Raw genomic sequence first — 16,534 nt, 5'->3', positions numbered from 1 at the left:
AACTAGTTATCCCATATTTAGAAGCTTTGCTATTATGAAATTTATCTTTTTCTAAATACTCTCTGCATTTAGGGCAATAATATAAGTCACCTTTCTTTTTTTCAATCCAAAGTGATTTTTAATTTAATTCTTTCATTTTTGCAGTAATCTCATATTTGTTGAAAAAAGACCTTAGAATTAATCTAAGTTCTAAAAATTTACTTACCGTACTTTAATAAAAATTCAATCCATTCTAAAGTTATTTCCATATCCCCTAATTCAATAAATCCCATCCTTTAGAATATATTGTAATATTAATCCCTAAAATTCTAAAGGAGATATATCATGAAAAAATTATTAGTTGCTATATTAACAGGATTATCATTAATAGGCTTAGTTGGATGTGGAGAAGCTCCCATAACACCAGAATCAATAAATACTAAACTAGACCAATGTATAGAAATATCAAACAAAGATGCGGAAATACAAAAACAATATGACTGGGCAAAAGAAAATAATAGACAATTCGAAGGTGTAAATGAATTTACAGATGATGAATTAAATACAGTAGAATATCAAAAATTCTTAAACTTATCAAAAGCAGAAATATCAGTAATGGATAATGATGAACTTAAGAAAACTAATGCAATAGTAGATGCAGTATTAATGATGGCAACTGATGATTGCAAAGAGCAATTAATAATACCTTATTCAGTATCTACAAGAGATACAATGATAAAAGCTTATACTCAACCCAATATTATAATAAATGAAATGCATAGAATAGTTAATGAATTAGAAACTTATAAGATGAATGTAAATGAATTTATAGAAGTTGGAGTTCCTGACAACTGGGAAATGATAGGAGTCATGCTACCAGAATCAGACCAATCATTTAAAGAAATTGTAGACACAATAGAAGAATATAATAAAATTTATATATTTGATGATGAATATTTACAAATTATGGAAGAACTTCAAACATCATTTCATAACTTTGCAGAGCAATATCCAAAAGAAGCTTATCCAAGAACAGAAGATAGTTTAACATTACAACAAGCTAGAAAAAGCTTTAATCAAGCATATGACAAATTAATGATGTTTGATATAAGACAAGCAGAAGGAGTAGTAGCTCCATAAAACTGGATTTTTGGAATACACAACTATTATTTTTTAAAATAAACGAACTGCAACTTTTTTCTAGAATTACCAACTGTATAAGTATTATTTACTAAAATAAAAAGCACCTCCTATTAATTAGCTAAAAACTAACTAATAAGAAGTGCTTTAATACACTTAATAAAATTCCTCATTTATTTGGTTTTAATTAATATTATTTATTGGTCTCAAATCAAGTTTATTGACTTTTTTGTTATAGTATAATTATATAAATTACCTCATATCTAATTTATACCAAACATATTTTAGCCTATACTTCCTCTTACTTTACCCATTCTTACTATCCACTCATTTAGGATTTTAAGTTCTTCTGTGCTGTTACGCATTACATTTTCCTCAAGTCCCATTAAGTGCATAATTATAGGTTTTGTAGTTTTAAGTAAAGTATGGTAGAATTCATTTTCGTTTAAGAAATCATAATCCAATCCAAGGTTAAGAATTTCATTTACATATTTCATGTCTTCTTTATATTCTTGTCTAGCCTCTTCATCTATTATCTTCTTAGAAACTCCTCCATTTGCAAATCTAGCAGCAAATGCTAAGTCTTTTCTTAAGATTGGGTATATTTCTAAAAGTTTATCTATACCTTCTTGGCCATACTTAGTTTTTATTTCATTTAATGCTCTACCCATTCCCATAAGTTCAGGTGGCATTCCTAATGTGTACATAGCTCCAGTAAATGATATAGCTCTTGGAACTGCATATTCTTTTGAGTTATCTATGCTAAGAATTTCTTGTTTTAATACTTCATCCTTAACTAAATCTGCTACGTTGTCTAAGTTTGCTACTTCTCTATTATATTCTAATCCAGTTTTAGCTTTTGTTAATCTATCTCTATTCTTAGGAATAAAGTCAGATACAAATGAAACTGTATCTATTACCTTTAAGAATGTTTGAAGATAATGTTTTGAACAGATTCCTATGAATTCTTTCATTAAATCTTTATCTTCTTCACTGAAATTTCTAGGTTTTGATTCTGCAATTTTTGCTTTTAATTCATTAACTGCATGTTTAGTTGCTTCTTCACCATGATCATATCTTAAAGCAGATTGGAATGTGAAAGTTTTAATTCCACTATATGTAGCAAGGATTTCATCTATGTTTTCTTCTGAGAAATGGCCTCTAAATGGAAGTGATCCACAACCTAAGATTGGGCTTATAGTTACACCATGTTTTTCTCCCCATTTATAAGCTCCATCAACCGCCATAAGAACTGATAAAACTCCTGAAATTAATCCATATGACATAGCTGTATCAGATCTTGCTATCATTATTCTAAGATCTTTTAAAACATGTCCTTTACTCTTTTCTATTTCGTAATGTTCATCTAATATTCTATCTATATTTGCTAGTGCAGGTACATCCTCAACTAGAGGTATTATTCTAACACTATTTAAATCTAATTTAGTTTTGTAGTTTTTATTCCCCATATCAACTACTGAGTTAACTCTATCTTGAAACTCTGAAATTTCTTTACCAGTTTCAATCATAGGAACAACAACCTCTGAGATTGCTGGAATTCCAGTTAATTCTTTTGATTGAACATTTGTTTCAATTATAGACATTATACTCATAAGTTGTCTAAATACTGATTCTTTATTTGCATTAGGTATTCTAGGAGTTACCCTAACGTCTTTTCCTGGAATTATACCATTTGAAATTAATCCTAATGCTATTTGTGATGTTTGATGGTAAGGTGTTAACTTTCCTTCAAAATCTATCATAACTTCTTCTATTCCTAAACCACCTTTATCTTGTGGTGTTAATCCTTTTATCGCTTCTGCTGGTTCTTGTTGTATTGAAATATAAGTTTCTACATTATCCGGATGTTGAGTCATCATGGAACAAGGTATCTTCATAATAAGTCCCCCTTTTCGTTTTAAAAAAATGAAATTTATAAGTTAATTATATTGCAATAATTTATTAAAATCAAGTGTTTTTAAAATAAAAATGCAATTTTTTTAAAAAACCACTTGCATTTCAAAGTTGCAAGAAAAGTTTCACTGATAAATTCAACAGAAAAATATTTTTGCTTTAACGAACTTTATTTTAATAAGTAGTAAATATAATTCGTAATAAAGAATAATTTCACTATTTCAAACTATATTATCCCCAAATAAGTTATATTAATTTATTAAAAGCTAGATTTTTATAAGCAAATATTGCCTAGGAAACCTTTTTTAAATTTAAAAAAGATATTACTAGATAAGCTAAAATAAAAATACACCCTAATTAAATAAGAAAGATTACTTGCAAATTTATAAAAATTAAGTGGGATGTATCAAAAATCATCTTGATACATCCCACTTTTAAATTATTCTACTATTTCACCAATTAATGAGAATGGTTGTGCTCTAACTATTTTTAAGTTAACTAATTCACCTACTAGTTTTTCATCACCAGCAAAGTTAACTAATTTACCATTTCTAGTTCTTCCAGTTAATTTAGTTTCATCATTCTTACTTGGTCCTTCAACAAGAACTTCAACTACCTTACCTTCATATTCTTTATTTTTTATTACAACCTTTTTGTTTATAGCTTCAACTAATCTATTAAATCTATCATGCTTTATATCATCTGGAATTTGATTTTCCATTTTGTCAGCAGGAGTATGATTTCTTCTTGAATAGATAAATGTAAATGCTGAATCATATCCAACTTCTTCACAAAGACTTAATGTATCTAAGAAGTCCTCTTCAGTTTCTCCTGGGAATCCAATGATTATATCAGTTGTTAAAGTAACATCTGGTATTTCTGATTTTATTTTCTTAACTAAATCTAAGTAGTACTCTCTGTCATAGTGTCTATTCATCTCTTTTAATATTCTTGATGATCCACTTTGAACTGGTAAGTGAACTTGTTCACAAAGCTTATCACATTCTTTTATAGCCATGATAACATCATCACTTAAATCCTTAGGATGAGAAGTCATAAATCTAACTCTCTCTAAACCCTTAACTTCATTAACTTTTCTTAAAAGACCAGCAAAATCTATATCTTCTTCTAATCCTTTTCCATATGAGTTTACGTTTTGTCCTAATAAAGTTATTTCTTTATATCCTTGAGATACTAATTCTTCTATTTCTTTTATGATATCCTCAGATTTTCTACTTCTTTCTCTTCCTCTAACGTAAGGAACTATACAGTATGTACAGAAGTTGTTACATCCATACATGATAGTAACGAATGCTTTAACATCACTCTTTCTATCTATAGGTAATCCTTCAACGATTCCTTCTTCTTTGTTTAATATTTCCTTAACTTGAACACCTTCTTGAAGTACTCTATGTAGGTATTCAGGGAATTTATGGGCATTATGTGTTCCAAATATTATGTCAACATAAGGGAAAGTTTTTAAGACTTTGTCTGCCATACCTACTTGTTGCATCATACATCCACAAATCGCTATTACTAAGTTAGGATTTTTCTTTTTTAATTGCTTAAGTTGTCCAAGATTACCAAAAACCTTATTTTCAGCATTTTCTCTTACACAACATGTATTAAAGATTATAATAGAAGCCTCTTCTTTATTTTCAGTTCTTTCATATCCTTGAGATTTTAACATCCCTGATAATTTTTCTGAATCTTCTTCATTCATTTGGCATCCGTATGTAGAAATACAGAAGAGTTTTTTATCCATGTTATTTTCTAATGTCATGTCATTTCCTCCAATTTAAATTGTTATCTGTTGTATTATAGCATAAAATTTATTTTTATTAAAAGATAGATTTTTTAAATCTTATTATATAAATCAAAAATATTGAATTGCTTCTAATAACAAACTGAATTTAAAATAAAAAAAGTCTTATTTCTAAGACTTTTTTGTTATGTAAAATTTATTCATTAAATTGAATAAGTTACTAATTCGTTTTCTTTAACATTTTCTAAAGAAAATTCTTTTGTATCTATATCGTTAAACACACGTAAATATAACTTACCTAAGCTTTGATCATATGCACACATATAACTTGAAAAATCTGATTCTTTTTTATCTTCATAAAAACGTTCAACATCCTTTGGAACCCAAACAGAATTTAAAATGCTAAATAAACGTGCTGGAGCTTCTTCGTCAGTAATGTCCCCTATAAGATTTCTTAAATATGCTACACGTACAAACCTTGATGGTGAAGTGTAATCTCCAGGTAAGCCAAGTAAGCCTGTACCATTTGAAATTGGTGTAATAACTGTTTTGCTATTTAAATGATTTTGTTGCTTATTAAACCCTTGAACTTGAAGATAATTTGCTAAATTAGTCATATGCCAATCAAATGTTGGATCATTAGCCATTACCCCTACAGTATTATCAAAAACACGGAAATGTCCATGGTTTGTTGGTTCTAATACAACTGATTCTCCCATTTTATCTGTGAAAGTATAATGTGCAGTAATAGGATTACCTTTTCCAAGCTCTCCTAATGAAGGAATATCATCAGATGTTACTACAACTTTTGATATGTTATTTTTTATATCACTAACACTTTCAAAGTTGCTTAAAATCCAAGTAACTATTTCTCCACTATTAATGGCTATAAGTCCTTGCTTTTCTATATTTTCTTTCTTATCCCATGTACATGCCTTTAAAAATAAAAGACCTCCAGCAAGCCCCTTTTCATTAACTCCATCAAAAAACAGAGTAGATCCACATAAATTTATACCTAAAAAGGCGTATTTAGTTTTCCAAGGTTTACTTTGAGTTTCTAAAGTAAAGTTTCTAGGAACGATTGTTATTTTAGAACCAACCTCAAATGGATTAAATGATGTATCTAAAGTTCTTCCCCAATAAAGATTATTGTTAACACTAGAAATATGTATGTGAGTGCACACCTAAATCATCTCCTCAAAAATTTTTTAAATTATGTTTTTAGAGTATACCTACAAACATTTATTGTCAATTTGAGCTTAATGCATATATGTATGCTAAAAAGGAGATTTACTTTGATTTTTTTATTATATATACATTAATAAATAAAATTTTTTATTAAACATATAGTATTTTTTTATTTTTATCAATTTAAAGTAACTTAAATAAATACTTATAATTTTATTGCTTAGTAGCTATATAACTTAAAATATGTTTATCTAATAAGCCCTTTTTTCATATAATTAATACCTTCTTATTATTAGCTGTTTTTAAATTTTTTATAAACTTTATGATATAATTAAAACAAAGGAGGGAAACTATTATGTATTTTCAAGAATTATACGATTCAAGCAATATGAGCATTTTAATTGCATTTATATTCTACTTAATAAGAATCTACCCAAGTTATGTTATGGCTAAGAAAGCTAACTTAAAACATTCATGGATGATGTTCTTTCCTGTACTTGGAGAATTTCAGATGTTACATTTAGCAGGATTATCATACTTATATTTTATAATTTATTTAATACCAGTTGCTAGAGTTATACTTTTTGTAATTGTATTTTATAGAATACTTAGAAATTTTGGATTTGGACTATTTATGACTATATTAGGAATCATATTTTCTTTTATAGCATTCTTAACATTCTGGTATATTGTCCTAACTGATAGAGAATTTATAGGAGATATTCCACGTGAGTATCAAGAATTTTAAAAAGGCTCTGTTTTAAGTTTATATTTATTTTCATAAATTACTTAAAACAAAATAAGCAAAAAAACTAGAGTAGAAATTTATCTTCTCTAGTTTTTTTATATTCCCTATTTTTATATCTGTATACTTGAAATATGAAAATATATGAAATATAATGAAAATATAGGAATTGAGAGGTGTATGAATATGAATAACTTTGAAAAACTTTATACTATTGAAGACATAGCAAAGATGACTAGACTTACTTCACGTACCATTAGAAACTATCTTAAAGATGGAATATTAGAAGGCAAGAAAATTGGTGGGCAATGGAGATTTACTATGAAGGATATTGAAAACTTTTTTGATAACAGTAAATCTAAAGAAGAGGTAAGAGCTACCCAAAATAATGAAGTACTTGATTTTTTAGAAGGGAAAAATGTAGATTCACAAAAAGAAGTACAGATCTGTACTATAATAGACCTTCATTGTAAAAATATATTAGAAGGAAAAGAATTATCTAAAAAATTAATTACAATAATAAATGAAGATGAAGAGGCTGTTAAAAATGGTGCTAAATTTTCTTATGAATATATAAAAGAATCTTCTAAAGCACGTTTTACTCTATTTGGAGATCCTGAATTCATAATAAAAACATTAAAAACCCTTGAAAAATAAACATTCTCCTTAAGTATATTATATAGTAATATACTTAAGGAGTTATTAAACTTCTATATATTCATCTCTTATATACTTTTGATTTAAGTAATATAATTCCATAATATTTTTATATAGATGATATGATGCCTGTATAGGATATAATAATAAAATAAGATAATAACCGTAAATTGATTTTATTGTTATTTTAAATGAATATGCAACTATAAAAATAAGAAGTAATGCTAATAATAAAAAAACAAATGCCTTAATTAAATGTTTTAATATATACTTATCATTAAGCTTTAAATTCCCTCTATAGACTACTGATAGATATGAGGAGTTTACTAAAATAAAGTATAAAAATTCATCTAAATATTTATGGAATATTAAACCTAAAAATAAAGCTAAAAAATTCAAAAATAAAGCTATTAGAAAATATCTTTTAAAATACTTACTATAAAATTTATTTTTTAAAAATATGTTTATTGGTATACATATAATAGAGAATATAAATACATCTAAAATCATAATAGATTCCCATTATAAAACTTTCTAAAATAATAATTCATACATAATCCTCCATCTTTTATTTAAATAATTTTATCATTTTATATACAAATTGTAAAATTATGTTGAAATAAAAAATAACCTTTGGAATACCAAAGGTTATTTTATTATATCAAATATATATTTTTTGAAATCTTCAAAAGACATCTTTTCTATTGAAGCTCCCTTATTGACTTTTCCAGTAGCAAAATCATATGATGCTGATCCATAGTTAAAAGCTGGGCTACCAACTATAAAGTTACTTCCTGGAGTTCTGTATGTAACCTTACATCTTAAGATATCTTCACAAAAGTTTAAAACTTCTAAATAATCTTCTAAATGTTTTTCAGAAATCATCTTAACTATAAATGAGAATAATTGATATCCTCCTAATAATTGTTGCATTCTTCCACCATGCATATTAAAGATTTTATCTGTACTGTAGAAATACTTCATATCCTTATAAGTTAATGTTTTAAATTCACTATTTATCTCTAAATCTTTTAAATCAATTCCTTTTAAATCCTCTTCAATACTTTCCCACTTAATTGATTTTGGTGTAGCGTTATTATGCACTGTTTGAGTAAATTTCTCTATTGCATTATCCATATATTTATTAACTGTAACTACTTCATCATTTATGTAGACAGTAAATTCTCCATTTTCATATACTAAGCTAATTTTATTTTCCATAAAAAAGCACTCCATTCTTTAATTAATAATAATTATTATATAATAATAAGCTAAATTTGTCCATATTAAAATATTTGCTAACTCCTAAATAAGATTTTCTAAAGTTGTTAATACTAGTAAAGAGGAGGTGAATACCATGTATGATTTAAAAGAACTAGAAGAAAATCAATCAAATCAAGAAGGAACTAACATAGAAATAAGCGATCGTGCTTATTATAGTAACCATTTAACAGATAGTGTATTCAAAACTAAGATATCCTATGTACCAACGGATTCTCTTTTATAAACTCAATAATAAAACTTACAAATCCTTTAAGAAAAAGTTCTAAATTTTCTCAGAATAGATTTGTAAGTTTTATTAAAGATTTATTTTTATACATATAATTTATCCTAACAATTCATATATACTTATTTCAGAAGCTTCTTCAAAGCCAGTCTTTTTATATAAATTTATAGCATTTATGTTATCAGACTTAACCTTTATATATACTTCCTTTAATCCTTTTATCTTAGCCTGATTTAATATGTGTATAAGTAAAGCTTCACCATATCCTTTACCTCTAAACTCCTCTATTATTCCAAAGTTAGCAATAGTGTATTTATCCTTTAAAAGTAATATTTGACCATATCCAATTATTGTATCATCTTTTAATTCAAAAAATGCTAAATCCTCTAAAAAAGCTTTTCTATTACATTCATAAACAATATCTTTTGTTTTTAGTGGAATTCTGTTTTCTTCATAAAAGATCTCATTTTGTACCTTACAACGAATACTTTCATCTCTTCCCTTTACAAAATGGGTGAAAGTGAAATTTTCATTATTCTTTTTATTAAAATTAGAAATATCTATCTTTAACATTATATTAGAAGCCCTCTTTTCAAACCCATAAATTTTTAAATCAATTCCCTCATCTTCTTTTGCAGTTTCATATATATATTTACTTATATTAAACTCTGAAAAAACACCACTTTCTTCAGGAATACTTCTCATGCTACCTATCTTAGTAATTTTTTTTATATATGCATCAAAGTTTGCTACATAATCTATTTCCCAAAGCATATAAACCTCATTTTTATAAGTTACTTTGACAAAATAATTAGTACATAGCCTTTTTAGTGATAAATTTAAAATTCTTGCATATTTAAAATAATCCCACAAATTAAATCTAACTATATTCATACTACTACTCCTAAAACTTCGTCATATATTTATAGTATAAAACAATTCCCAGTTTAATACCAGTAGTACAAAATAATTATGAATTAAATTGCAGGATTACATTTAAAAATTATAATTCTTTAATCTTAGAAATCACTTCATTTATTATCCAATCTGGAGTTGAAGCCCCAGCAGTAATTCCTATAGTTTTAACACTTTCATCTTCTAATAGGCTTTCATCTAATTCTTTAACATTTTCTATATGATAGCTCTTAGGACATTCCTTTTTGCATATTTCATATAATTTTGTTGTATTAGAACTATTCTTTCCACCTATAACAAAAACTAAATCAGCCTCTTTTGAAAGCTCTTGTACACTTTTTTGTCTAACATCAGTAGCTGAACAAATAGTGTTAAAAGCAACTATTTCTTTACTTGCTCTTACTATTTCATTTAAAACCTTGTTCCAAGTTTCTTTTTTCTCAGTAGTTTGTGAAACTACACAAACCTTTGCTGGAATATTTTCAAGTTCTGTTTTTCCATTTGTTATTATGGCAGAATCATTACACCAGCCATTAATTCCAATAACTTCTGGGTGATTTTCATCCCCAACAATTATTATCTTATATCCTTGTTCATAACATTTTTTAACTTTTAGTTGAATGTTAGTTACATATGGACAAGTTGCATTTTTAACAATTAAACCCTTGTCTGTTAAATCTTTTATTACACTTTCTTTAACCCCGTGGGATCTTATAAGTACAACATCCCCCTTCTTTAAAGAATCAGCATCTGAAAGTTCAATTGCAAATATATCATTATCCTCTAAATAATTAACAACATCATTGTTATGAATAAGTGGTCCTAAAGTATATATTTTCTTTCCAAATTCTTTTTGATATTTTATAGCTTCATCAACTGCTCTTTTTACTCCAAAGCAAAAGCCAGCATTCTTAGCTAAAATTACGTTTCTTTCCATATTATTTCTCCATGTAGCTAGATATTTTTTCAACTACTCCCATTATACCTATGCCAGTAGTATCAATTTCAATAGCATCCTCAGCTTTTCTTAGAGGATCTACTTCTCTATTAGAATCTAGGTAATCTCTTTTTATTATATCTTGTAATATTTCATCATAATTAACTTCTACACCTTTTCCCATAAGCTCTTTATATCTTCTATCAGCTCTTTCTTCTGGGCTAGCAGTTAAGAAAAATTTGAAATTAGCATCTTTTAATACAACTGTTCCAATGTCTCTACCATCCATTATTACGCTATATTTTAAGGCCATTTTTCTCATAAGATTAACTAATCTTTCCCTTACTTCTCTTATTGAAGCATAAGCTGAAACATTTTTACTTATGTTAGGCATAGTTATTAATGAGTTTATATTTTCTCCATTTAATATAAGCTCATCATTTTCAAAATGCATATCCATTCCATCTATCATAACTAATAATTTATCAACTTCTTCAGCTGAAATATTATTTTCTAAGGCTTTTAAAGTAACAGCTCTATACATAGATCCTGTGTTTATATACATTAAATTAAATTTTTCTCCTATTATTTTAGCAATAGTACTTTTTCCAGCTCCTGCTGGTCCATCAATAGCAACTGTAATTAGTTTATTCATAATTCTTAAGTCCTTTCTCATAAAAACATTGTAAAATTTATACTCTCTTTAAGTTTACTATAAAGTTTCTACTAAACTAACTAAAATTTTTATTAACTTTATAGCAACTATAATTTTAAAATTAAATTGATTTTCCTGCTAAATATCCTGTTGATAAGGCTATTTGAACATTATATCCCCCTGTAAAGGCATCTACATCTATAACTTCCCCTGCAAAGTAAAGATTATCTACAATCTTTGATTGCATTGTTGAAGGGTCTATTTCTTTAGTTGAAACCCCTCCAGCAGTAACAATAGCTTCTGCTATATCTCTTAAGCCTTTTACTGTAAAAGTTAAATTCTTTAATAGATTTAATAATGTTCTTCTCTCTTCCTTTGTTATAGAGTTAACCTTTTTATTTTCATCTATTTTAGATAACTCTATGATAACAGGTATAAGTTTCTTTGGAAGAAGTTCATCTAAAGAATTTTTAAAATCCTTATTTAAATTCTTTTTAAAATCCTTTTGAATCCTTAAATCTAACTGTTTTTCCTCTAAGGCAGGCTTTAAATCTAGAGAAATTTCAAATTTCTCACCATCTTTTATGAATCTACTACCACTTAAAACAAGAGGTCCTGATATTCCAAAATGAGTAAATAGCATCTCTCCCTGCCCACTATAAACTACTTTAGAATTCTTTTTATTCTTTATTTTAAGCTCTATATTTCTAAGAGATAGGCCCTGTAATTCACGAACCCATGACTCTTCTATTTCTATAGGTACTAAGGATGGTTTTGGTTCTACTATAGTGTGACCCATCTTTTTAGCTAAATCAAATCCTATTCCAGTTGATCCAGTAAGAGGATATGACTTACCCCCAGTTGTTATTATAAAATAGTCACCTTTAACCTTTGAACCATTTTCTAAAATAACAGCTTCTATTTTATTGTTATTAAAAATAACATCTTTAACTTTACTATGTAATCTTAAGTCTACCAAAGCTTCATTTAATCCTCTTGATAATCCACTTATTATATCTGAAGATTTATCTGAATTTGGAAAAACTCTTGATCCTCTTTCTACCTTTAATTTAACTCCAGCATTTTCAAAAAAGTTCATTACATCAATATTAGTATAAGTATATAATGCACTATACAAGAAATGTGGATTCCCTGGTATAAAATCAAAAAATTCACTTATATCCTTTGCATTTGTTACATTACATCTACCTTTACCAGTAATAAATAGCTTTTTTCCTATTCTTTCATTACCTTCTAAAAGAATAACTTCATGATTTTCTGCTGCAGATATTGCTGCCATCATCCCTGCTGGACCGGCGCCTATAACTATTACTTTAGCCAATTTATCAGCTCCTTAATTTAATTGAATCAAACTAATAATAAACTTTATTAAATACATTTGTCAACAAATGCATTTCTTTAATATTCTATGTAATTTCGAAAAATGAAGCTATATAAAGATATAATTTATGAAACTTATAAATTATATAATAGAATAAAATTTATGCTCTATCTTAAAATAATTTATATGTTCTTTATACCTTTATACAGCTTTTTATTAAGGTTCTATATTATTTTTATTATATGAATAAACATTATAGTCTTTCCATATCTTTTCTAACTCACTAAATGTTGATGTTATCTTCTCTTTTTCTCTTATACCAACAGCTATGATTAATGCATTTATTACACTTAAAGGTGCAACTAATGAATCTACAAATGAAGCCATATTACTTTGAGCTATAAGTGTATGATCAGATTGAGATGCTAAAGGAGAAATTAAGCTATCTGTAATAGAAACTATTTTAGCATTTCTAGTTTTAGCAAATTCTAAAGCATCTATTGTTTTTAATGCATATCTTGGGAAACCTATACCTATAACTAAGTCACCTTCCCCTAAGTTAAGCATTTGTTCAAAAGTATCGCTTATTCCATTTGAAATTACTCTTACATTATCTAATATTAAATTTAAGTAAAATCCTAAAAATTCTGCAAGAGCAGTAGAACTTCTAAGTCCTATTATATATATTCTTTTAGCTTTGAATATTTCATTTACCACTTCATCAAAAGTTTTATGATTTATCTTTTCTAATGTTGCTCTTATATTTTCTATATCCGCTTTTAAAACGCCCTTTAAAGCATTTTCTTCACTTATAAAGTCATTAGATAACTCTAATCTTTGAACAGATGTTAACTTATTCTTTATTAATTCTTGAAGTGCTTTTTGTAACTTTGGATATCCTGAGAAACCAAGTTCTGTAGCAAATCTAACTACTGTAGATTCACTTACTCCAACATTATTTCCTAATTTAGCAGCAGTCATAAATGCAGCCTTATCATAATTCTTTAATATATATTCAGCTATAAGCTTTTGTCCTTTACTAAGCTTTGGAAACTTAACTTGAATTAATCTCATTAAATCTTGACTTTCCATTTTAAAAATCCTCTCTATACTTACTTAAATCTTATTTAAACTTCTTTTCAATAACAACTAAAGAAGGTGCACTCTTAGCTCTGTTTGTAAATTCCGTATGTAAAACACCATATTTATTTTTAGGTAATTTACTTGTAAACTGAAGTACGGCATCTTTCTCTATTTTACCTTCCTCATGTCCACTATAAAGGGCTATTATCATTAACCCATTATCACCTAATAAATCTAATCCTATTTCTATACTTTTTAAAGTACTATGTGCAACCGTAGTTACTTCCTTATTATTACCTGGAAGATATCCTAAGTTATAAACTATACAATCAACATTTTCTTCTTTTATGTAGGTTTCAAAGTTTTCATGTGAATCTAAAATAACTTCAACATTTTCTTTATTCTTTGATTTATATGAATTTACTGCCTCTTCTTGTATATCAAAGGCATATACCTTTTTAAATAATTCACTTAAAAAATCGCAATCATGACCATTTCCTAAGGTAGCATCTATTGCTATATTTTTATTTTCTATGAAAGAAGTTATTATATTATGATATATATTACTTACATCAGATACATATTTAAACATAATTACTATAGAGATTTTATATAATTCTCTTCTGAACTACTTAAATATCTCCATTCTCCTTTCTTTAAATTCTTTAAGGTCAAGCTTCCAATAGCTTCTCTTTTTAAAGAAACAACTTCATGATTAAAGGCAGCACACATTCTTCTTATCTGTCTATTTTTGCCTTCATGAATGATTATTTTAACTTTACAGCTATTTGTGTATTTTTCTAGTAATTCTATTTCACATTCTGCTGTTTTATAGTCTCCTATATCTACGCCTTTTCTAAATTTATTCATTTCTTCCTCTGTAAAAATTCCTTTTACTAAGGCAATATATTCTTTATTTAAATTAACTCTTGGATGTATTATCTTATTGTATACATCTCCATCATTAGTTAATAAAAGTAATCCTGAACTGTCATAGTCAAGACGTCCTATAGGATATATTCTTTCATTCACCTTTACTATATCTAATATGGTCTTTCTATTTTTTTCATCTTTATTTGTTGTAACATATCCTTCAGGCTTATTTAACATTATATATACTTTATTTTCCTCAGGACGTATTACTTTATTATTAACGCTAACAACATCTACTGATGGATCAACCTTAGTCCCAAGGGAGTCAACAACAATGTCATTAACCTTTACTTTTCCACTGCAAATTATTTCTTCACATTTTCTTCTTGATGCTACTCCACACCTTGCCATGTATTTTTGCAATCTTTCTTCCATTTTTCACACTCCATATGATAGTTTCTATTAATAATTTTAAATAACTATAGTGTAAAATGCAATATTTATTTCGAATAATTGCATTTTTTCTGAAAAAAACTTAAAAAATTATGTATAAATTAATAAATTTGATAGATTATAATTCATATTAAATAATAATTCCTTTCTATTGAAGAATTCCTAGTGTTTTGCTATACTTTAGTAAGAGGTGATAACATGGAAAAACTTTTATTTGGAATTTCAGGTTTACCAATAGGTGAAGAGGGCCAGAAATTCAATTACTCAACAGGAATTGAATACTTAAAAAAAATAGGACTAGAAGCTATGGAGCTTCCTTTTGTTAGATCCGTTAATGTTACAGCTAAAAACAGAGATAAAATAATAGAAGCTAAAGAAAAAAATGATTTTTATCTTTCAGCTCATGGTTCTTATTTTATAAATTTAAATGCTGAAGAAGAGGAAAAGAAAGAAAAATCTATTGAAAGAATACTTAAAGGTGCTGAAGCATTAAAAAGTGTTGGAGGTAGAAGCTTAGTATTCCATCCAGGATTTTATTTAAAAGCCTCAAAAGAAGAAGCTTTAAAGGAAATAAAGAAAAACTTAAAGAAACTACCTTATGAAGGTGTAGATTATAGATTAGAAACTACAGGTAAGGGAACTCAATTCGGAAACCTACAAGAATTAGTTGATATATGTAAAGAAGTGCCATCTTGCAAATTATGTATTGATTTTTCTCATATACATGCTAGAGGAATTGGTGCTTTAAAAGAATATAAAGATTTTGCAGAAATTTTAGAATATATAAAAGATAATTTAGGAAATGAAGCCTTAGAAGATTTACATATTCATATGTCTGGAATTCACTACACAGACAAAGGGGAAAGAAACCACTTACCTTTTTTAGAAAGTGATTTTAACTTTATTGAATGCTTAAGGGCACTTAAGGATTATAAAGTAAAGGGATGTATAATATGTGAAAGTCCTCTTTTAGAAAAAGATGCCTTATTACTAAAAGAAACTTATGAAAAATTATAAGATAGGAGAAAACCTCCTATCTTATACAACTAATCTATATTTTAAATTAGATATTAATTAAAACCAGTTTCCGCCACAGTTTCCAAAACCGCCACAGCCTAATAGAAGAAGCCAAAGTAAAGGAAATCCTCCACAAGCTCCAAATCCACAATTACCAAATCCTCCGCAATTGTTGAATCCACCACAGTTTCCACAGCCGCCACAATTATTTCCACATCCACAAGAATTTCTTCTACAAGAATTGCATGAGCAACAACATTTTCTTGACATAATATTCCACCTCACTTCTTTTGTATAGTATAGTATATTCAAGAAATCACAAATTGTTAATTACTTTTTGGAATAAATTGAGTTATACTTATAA

The 16,534-nt window shown here is 27.1% G+C and carries 17 protein-coding genes; 5 read left to right on the top strand and 12 right to left on the bottom strand.

From position 1 onward, the window contains the following. Nucleotides 1-324: 324 nt before the first annotated feature. The gene (locus CPF_RS06595) at nt 325-1,119 is read left to right on the top strand and encodes a hypothetical protein (RefSeq protein ID WP_011590672.1); all 795 of its coding nucleotides are present in this window, start codon (nt 325-327) and stop codon (nt 1,117-1,119) included. A gap of 284 nt (nt 1,120-1,403) precedes the next feature. On the opposite strand, the gene ppcA is transcribed toward CPF_RS06595, so the two are convergent. From ppcA to CPF_RS06580, 3 genes are all read right to left on the bottom strand, one after another. Next, nucleotides 1,404-3,017 carry a phosphoenolpyruvate carboxylase gene (gene ppcA / locus CPF_RS06590; protein ID WP_011590671.1) on the bottom strand — a complete coding sequence of 538 codons (1,614 nt, stop codon included), beginning with the start codon at nt 3,015-3,017 and terminating at the stop codon, nt 1,404-1,406. Between the two features lie 455 nt (nt 3,018-3,472). Continuing rightward, nucleotides 3,473-4,816, bottom strand: a complete 1,344-nt coding sequence (gene miaB / locus CPF_RS06585) for a tRNA (N6-isopentenyl adenosine(37)-C2)-methylthiotransferase MiaB (RefSeq protein ID WP_003449335.1) — start codon at nt 4,814-4,816, stop codon at nt 3,473-3,475. Between the two features lie 185 nt (nt 4,817-5,001). Further along, nucleotides 5,002-5,982: a linear amide C-N hydrolase gene (locus CPF_RS06580; protein WP_011590670.1), complete on the bottom strand. Its 981-nt coding sequence runs from the start codon at nt 5,980-5,982 to the stop codon at nt 5,002-5,004. A 359-nt stretch (nt 5,983-6,341) separates the two neighbouring features. On the opposite strand from CPF_RS06580, the gene CPF_RS06575 reads away from it, so the two are divergent. Next, the gene (locus CPF_RS06575; RefSeq protein ID WP_003460714.1) at nt 6,342-6,734 is read left to right on the top strand and encodes a hypothetical protein; all 393 of its coding nucleotides are present in this window, start codon (nt 6,342-6,344) and stop codon (nt 6,732-6,734) included. Nucleotides 6,735-6,917: 183 nt separating this feature from the next. After that, nucleotides 6,918-7,388, top strand: a complete 471-nt coding sequence (locus CPF_RS06570) for a helix-turn-helix domain-containing protein (protein ID WP_003460703.1) — start codon at nt 6,918-6,920, stop codon at nt 7,386-7,388. Between the two features lie 648 nt (nt 7,389-8,036). Here the strand turns inward: CPF_RS06570 and CPF_RS06560 are convergent. Beyond that, nucleotides 8,037-8,609: a hypothetical protein gene (locus CPF_RS06560; protein WP_003449367.1), complete on the bottom strand. Its 573-nt coding sequence runs from the start codon at nt 8,607-8,609 to the stop codon at nt 8,037-8,039. A 136-nt stretch (nt 8,610-8,745) separates the two neighbouring features. On the opposite strand from CPF_RS06560, the gene CPF_RS14995 reads away from it, so the two are divergent. Next, the gene (locus tag CPF_RS14995) at nt 8,746-8,895 is read left to right on the top strand and encodes a hypothetical protein (RefSeq protein WP_003449347.1); all 150 of its coding nucleotides are present in this window, start codon (nt 8,746-8,748) and stop codon (nt 8,893-8,895) included. A 99-nt stretch (nt 8,896-8,994) separates the two neighbouring features. On the opposite strand, the gene CPF_RS06555 is transcribed toward CPF_RS14995, so the two are convergent. The 7 genes from CPF_RS06555 to CPF_RS06525 form a co-directional block, all read right to left on the bottom strand. Beyond that, the gene (locus CPF_RS06555; protein ID WP_011590669.1) at nt 8,995-9,789 is read right to left on the bottom strand and encodes a GNAT family N-acetyltransferase; all 795 of its coding nucleotides are present in this window, start codon (nt 9,787-9,789) and stop codon (nt 8,995-8,997) included. A 109-nt stretch (nt 9,790-9,898) separates the two neighbouring features. Beyond that, nucleotides 9,899-10,747 (bottom strand): 4-hydroxy-3-methylbut-2-enyl diphosphate reductase, encoded by an 849-nt coding sequence (locus CPF_RS06550; protein WP_003460702.1) that lies wholly within the window; start codon nt 10,745-10,747, stop codon nt 9,899-9,901. A gap of 1 nt (nt 10,748) precedes the next feature. Next, nucleotides 10,749-11,402, bottom strand: coding sequence for a (d)CMP kinase (cmk, locus tag CPF_RS06545; RefSeq protein WP_003460731.1), 654 nt, complete (start codon nt 11,400-11,402; stop codon nt 10,749-10,751). A gap of 121 nt (nt 11,403-11,523) precedes the next feature. After that, nucleotides 11,524-12,744: an NAD(P)/FAD-dependent oxidoreductase gene (locus CPF_RS06540; RefSeq protein ID WP_003460716.1), complete on the bottom strand. Its 1,221-nt coding sequence runs from the start codon at nt 12,742-12,744 to the stop codon at nt 11,524-11,526. Between the two features lie 216 nt (nt 12,745-12,960). Further along, complete coding sequence (locus tag CPF_RS06535; RefSeq protein ID WP_003449332.1) at nt 12,961-13,836, bottom strand: MurR/RpiR family transcriptional regulator; 876 nt, start codon at nt 13,834-13,836, stop codon at nt 12,961-12,963. Nucleotides 13,837-13,867: 31 nt separating this feature from the next. After that, nucleotides 13,868-14,419: a tRNA (mnm(5)s(2)U34)-methyltransferase gene (locus tag CPF_RS06530; protein WP_003460730.1), complete on the bottom strand. Its 552-nt coding sequence runs from the start codon at nt 14,417-14,419 to the stop codon at nt 13,868-13,870. 5 nt (nt 14,420-14,424) lie between these two features. After that, nucleotides 14,425-15,135, bottom strand: coding sequence for a pseudouridine synthase (locus CPF_RS06525; protein ID WP_003449361.1), 711 nt, complete (start codon nt 15,133-15,135; stop codon nt 14,425-14,427). A 216-nt stretch (nt 15,136-15,351) separates the two neighbouring features. On the opposite strand from CPF_RS06525, the gene CPF_RS06520 reads away from it, so the two are divergent. Then, nucleotides 15,352-16,170, top strand: coding sequence for a TIM barrel protein (locus CPF_RS06520; RefSeq protein ID WP_011590668.1), 819 nt, complete (start codon nt 15,352-15,354; stop codon nt 16,168-16,170). 57 nt (nt 16,171-16,227) lie between these two features. On the opposite strand, the gene CPF_RS06515 is transcribed toward CPF_RS06520, so the two are convergent. Further along, a complete protein-coding gene (locus tag CPF_RS06515) occupies nt 16,228-16,440 on the bottom strand; it encodes a hypothetical protein (protein WP_041702661.1) in 213 nt (70 codons plus the stop codon). Nucleotides 16,441-16,534: the final 94 nt, after the last annotated feature.

Origin of the sequence: Clostridium perfringens ATCC 13124, assembly GCF_000013285.1 — a bacterium.
Lineage (GTDB): Bacteria > Bacillota > Clostridia > Clostridiales > Clostridiaceae > Sarcina > Sarcina perfringens.
The sequence above is the reverse complement of the archived record's forward strand: the minus strand, read 5'-3'. Positions and strand labels throughout refer to the sequence as shown.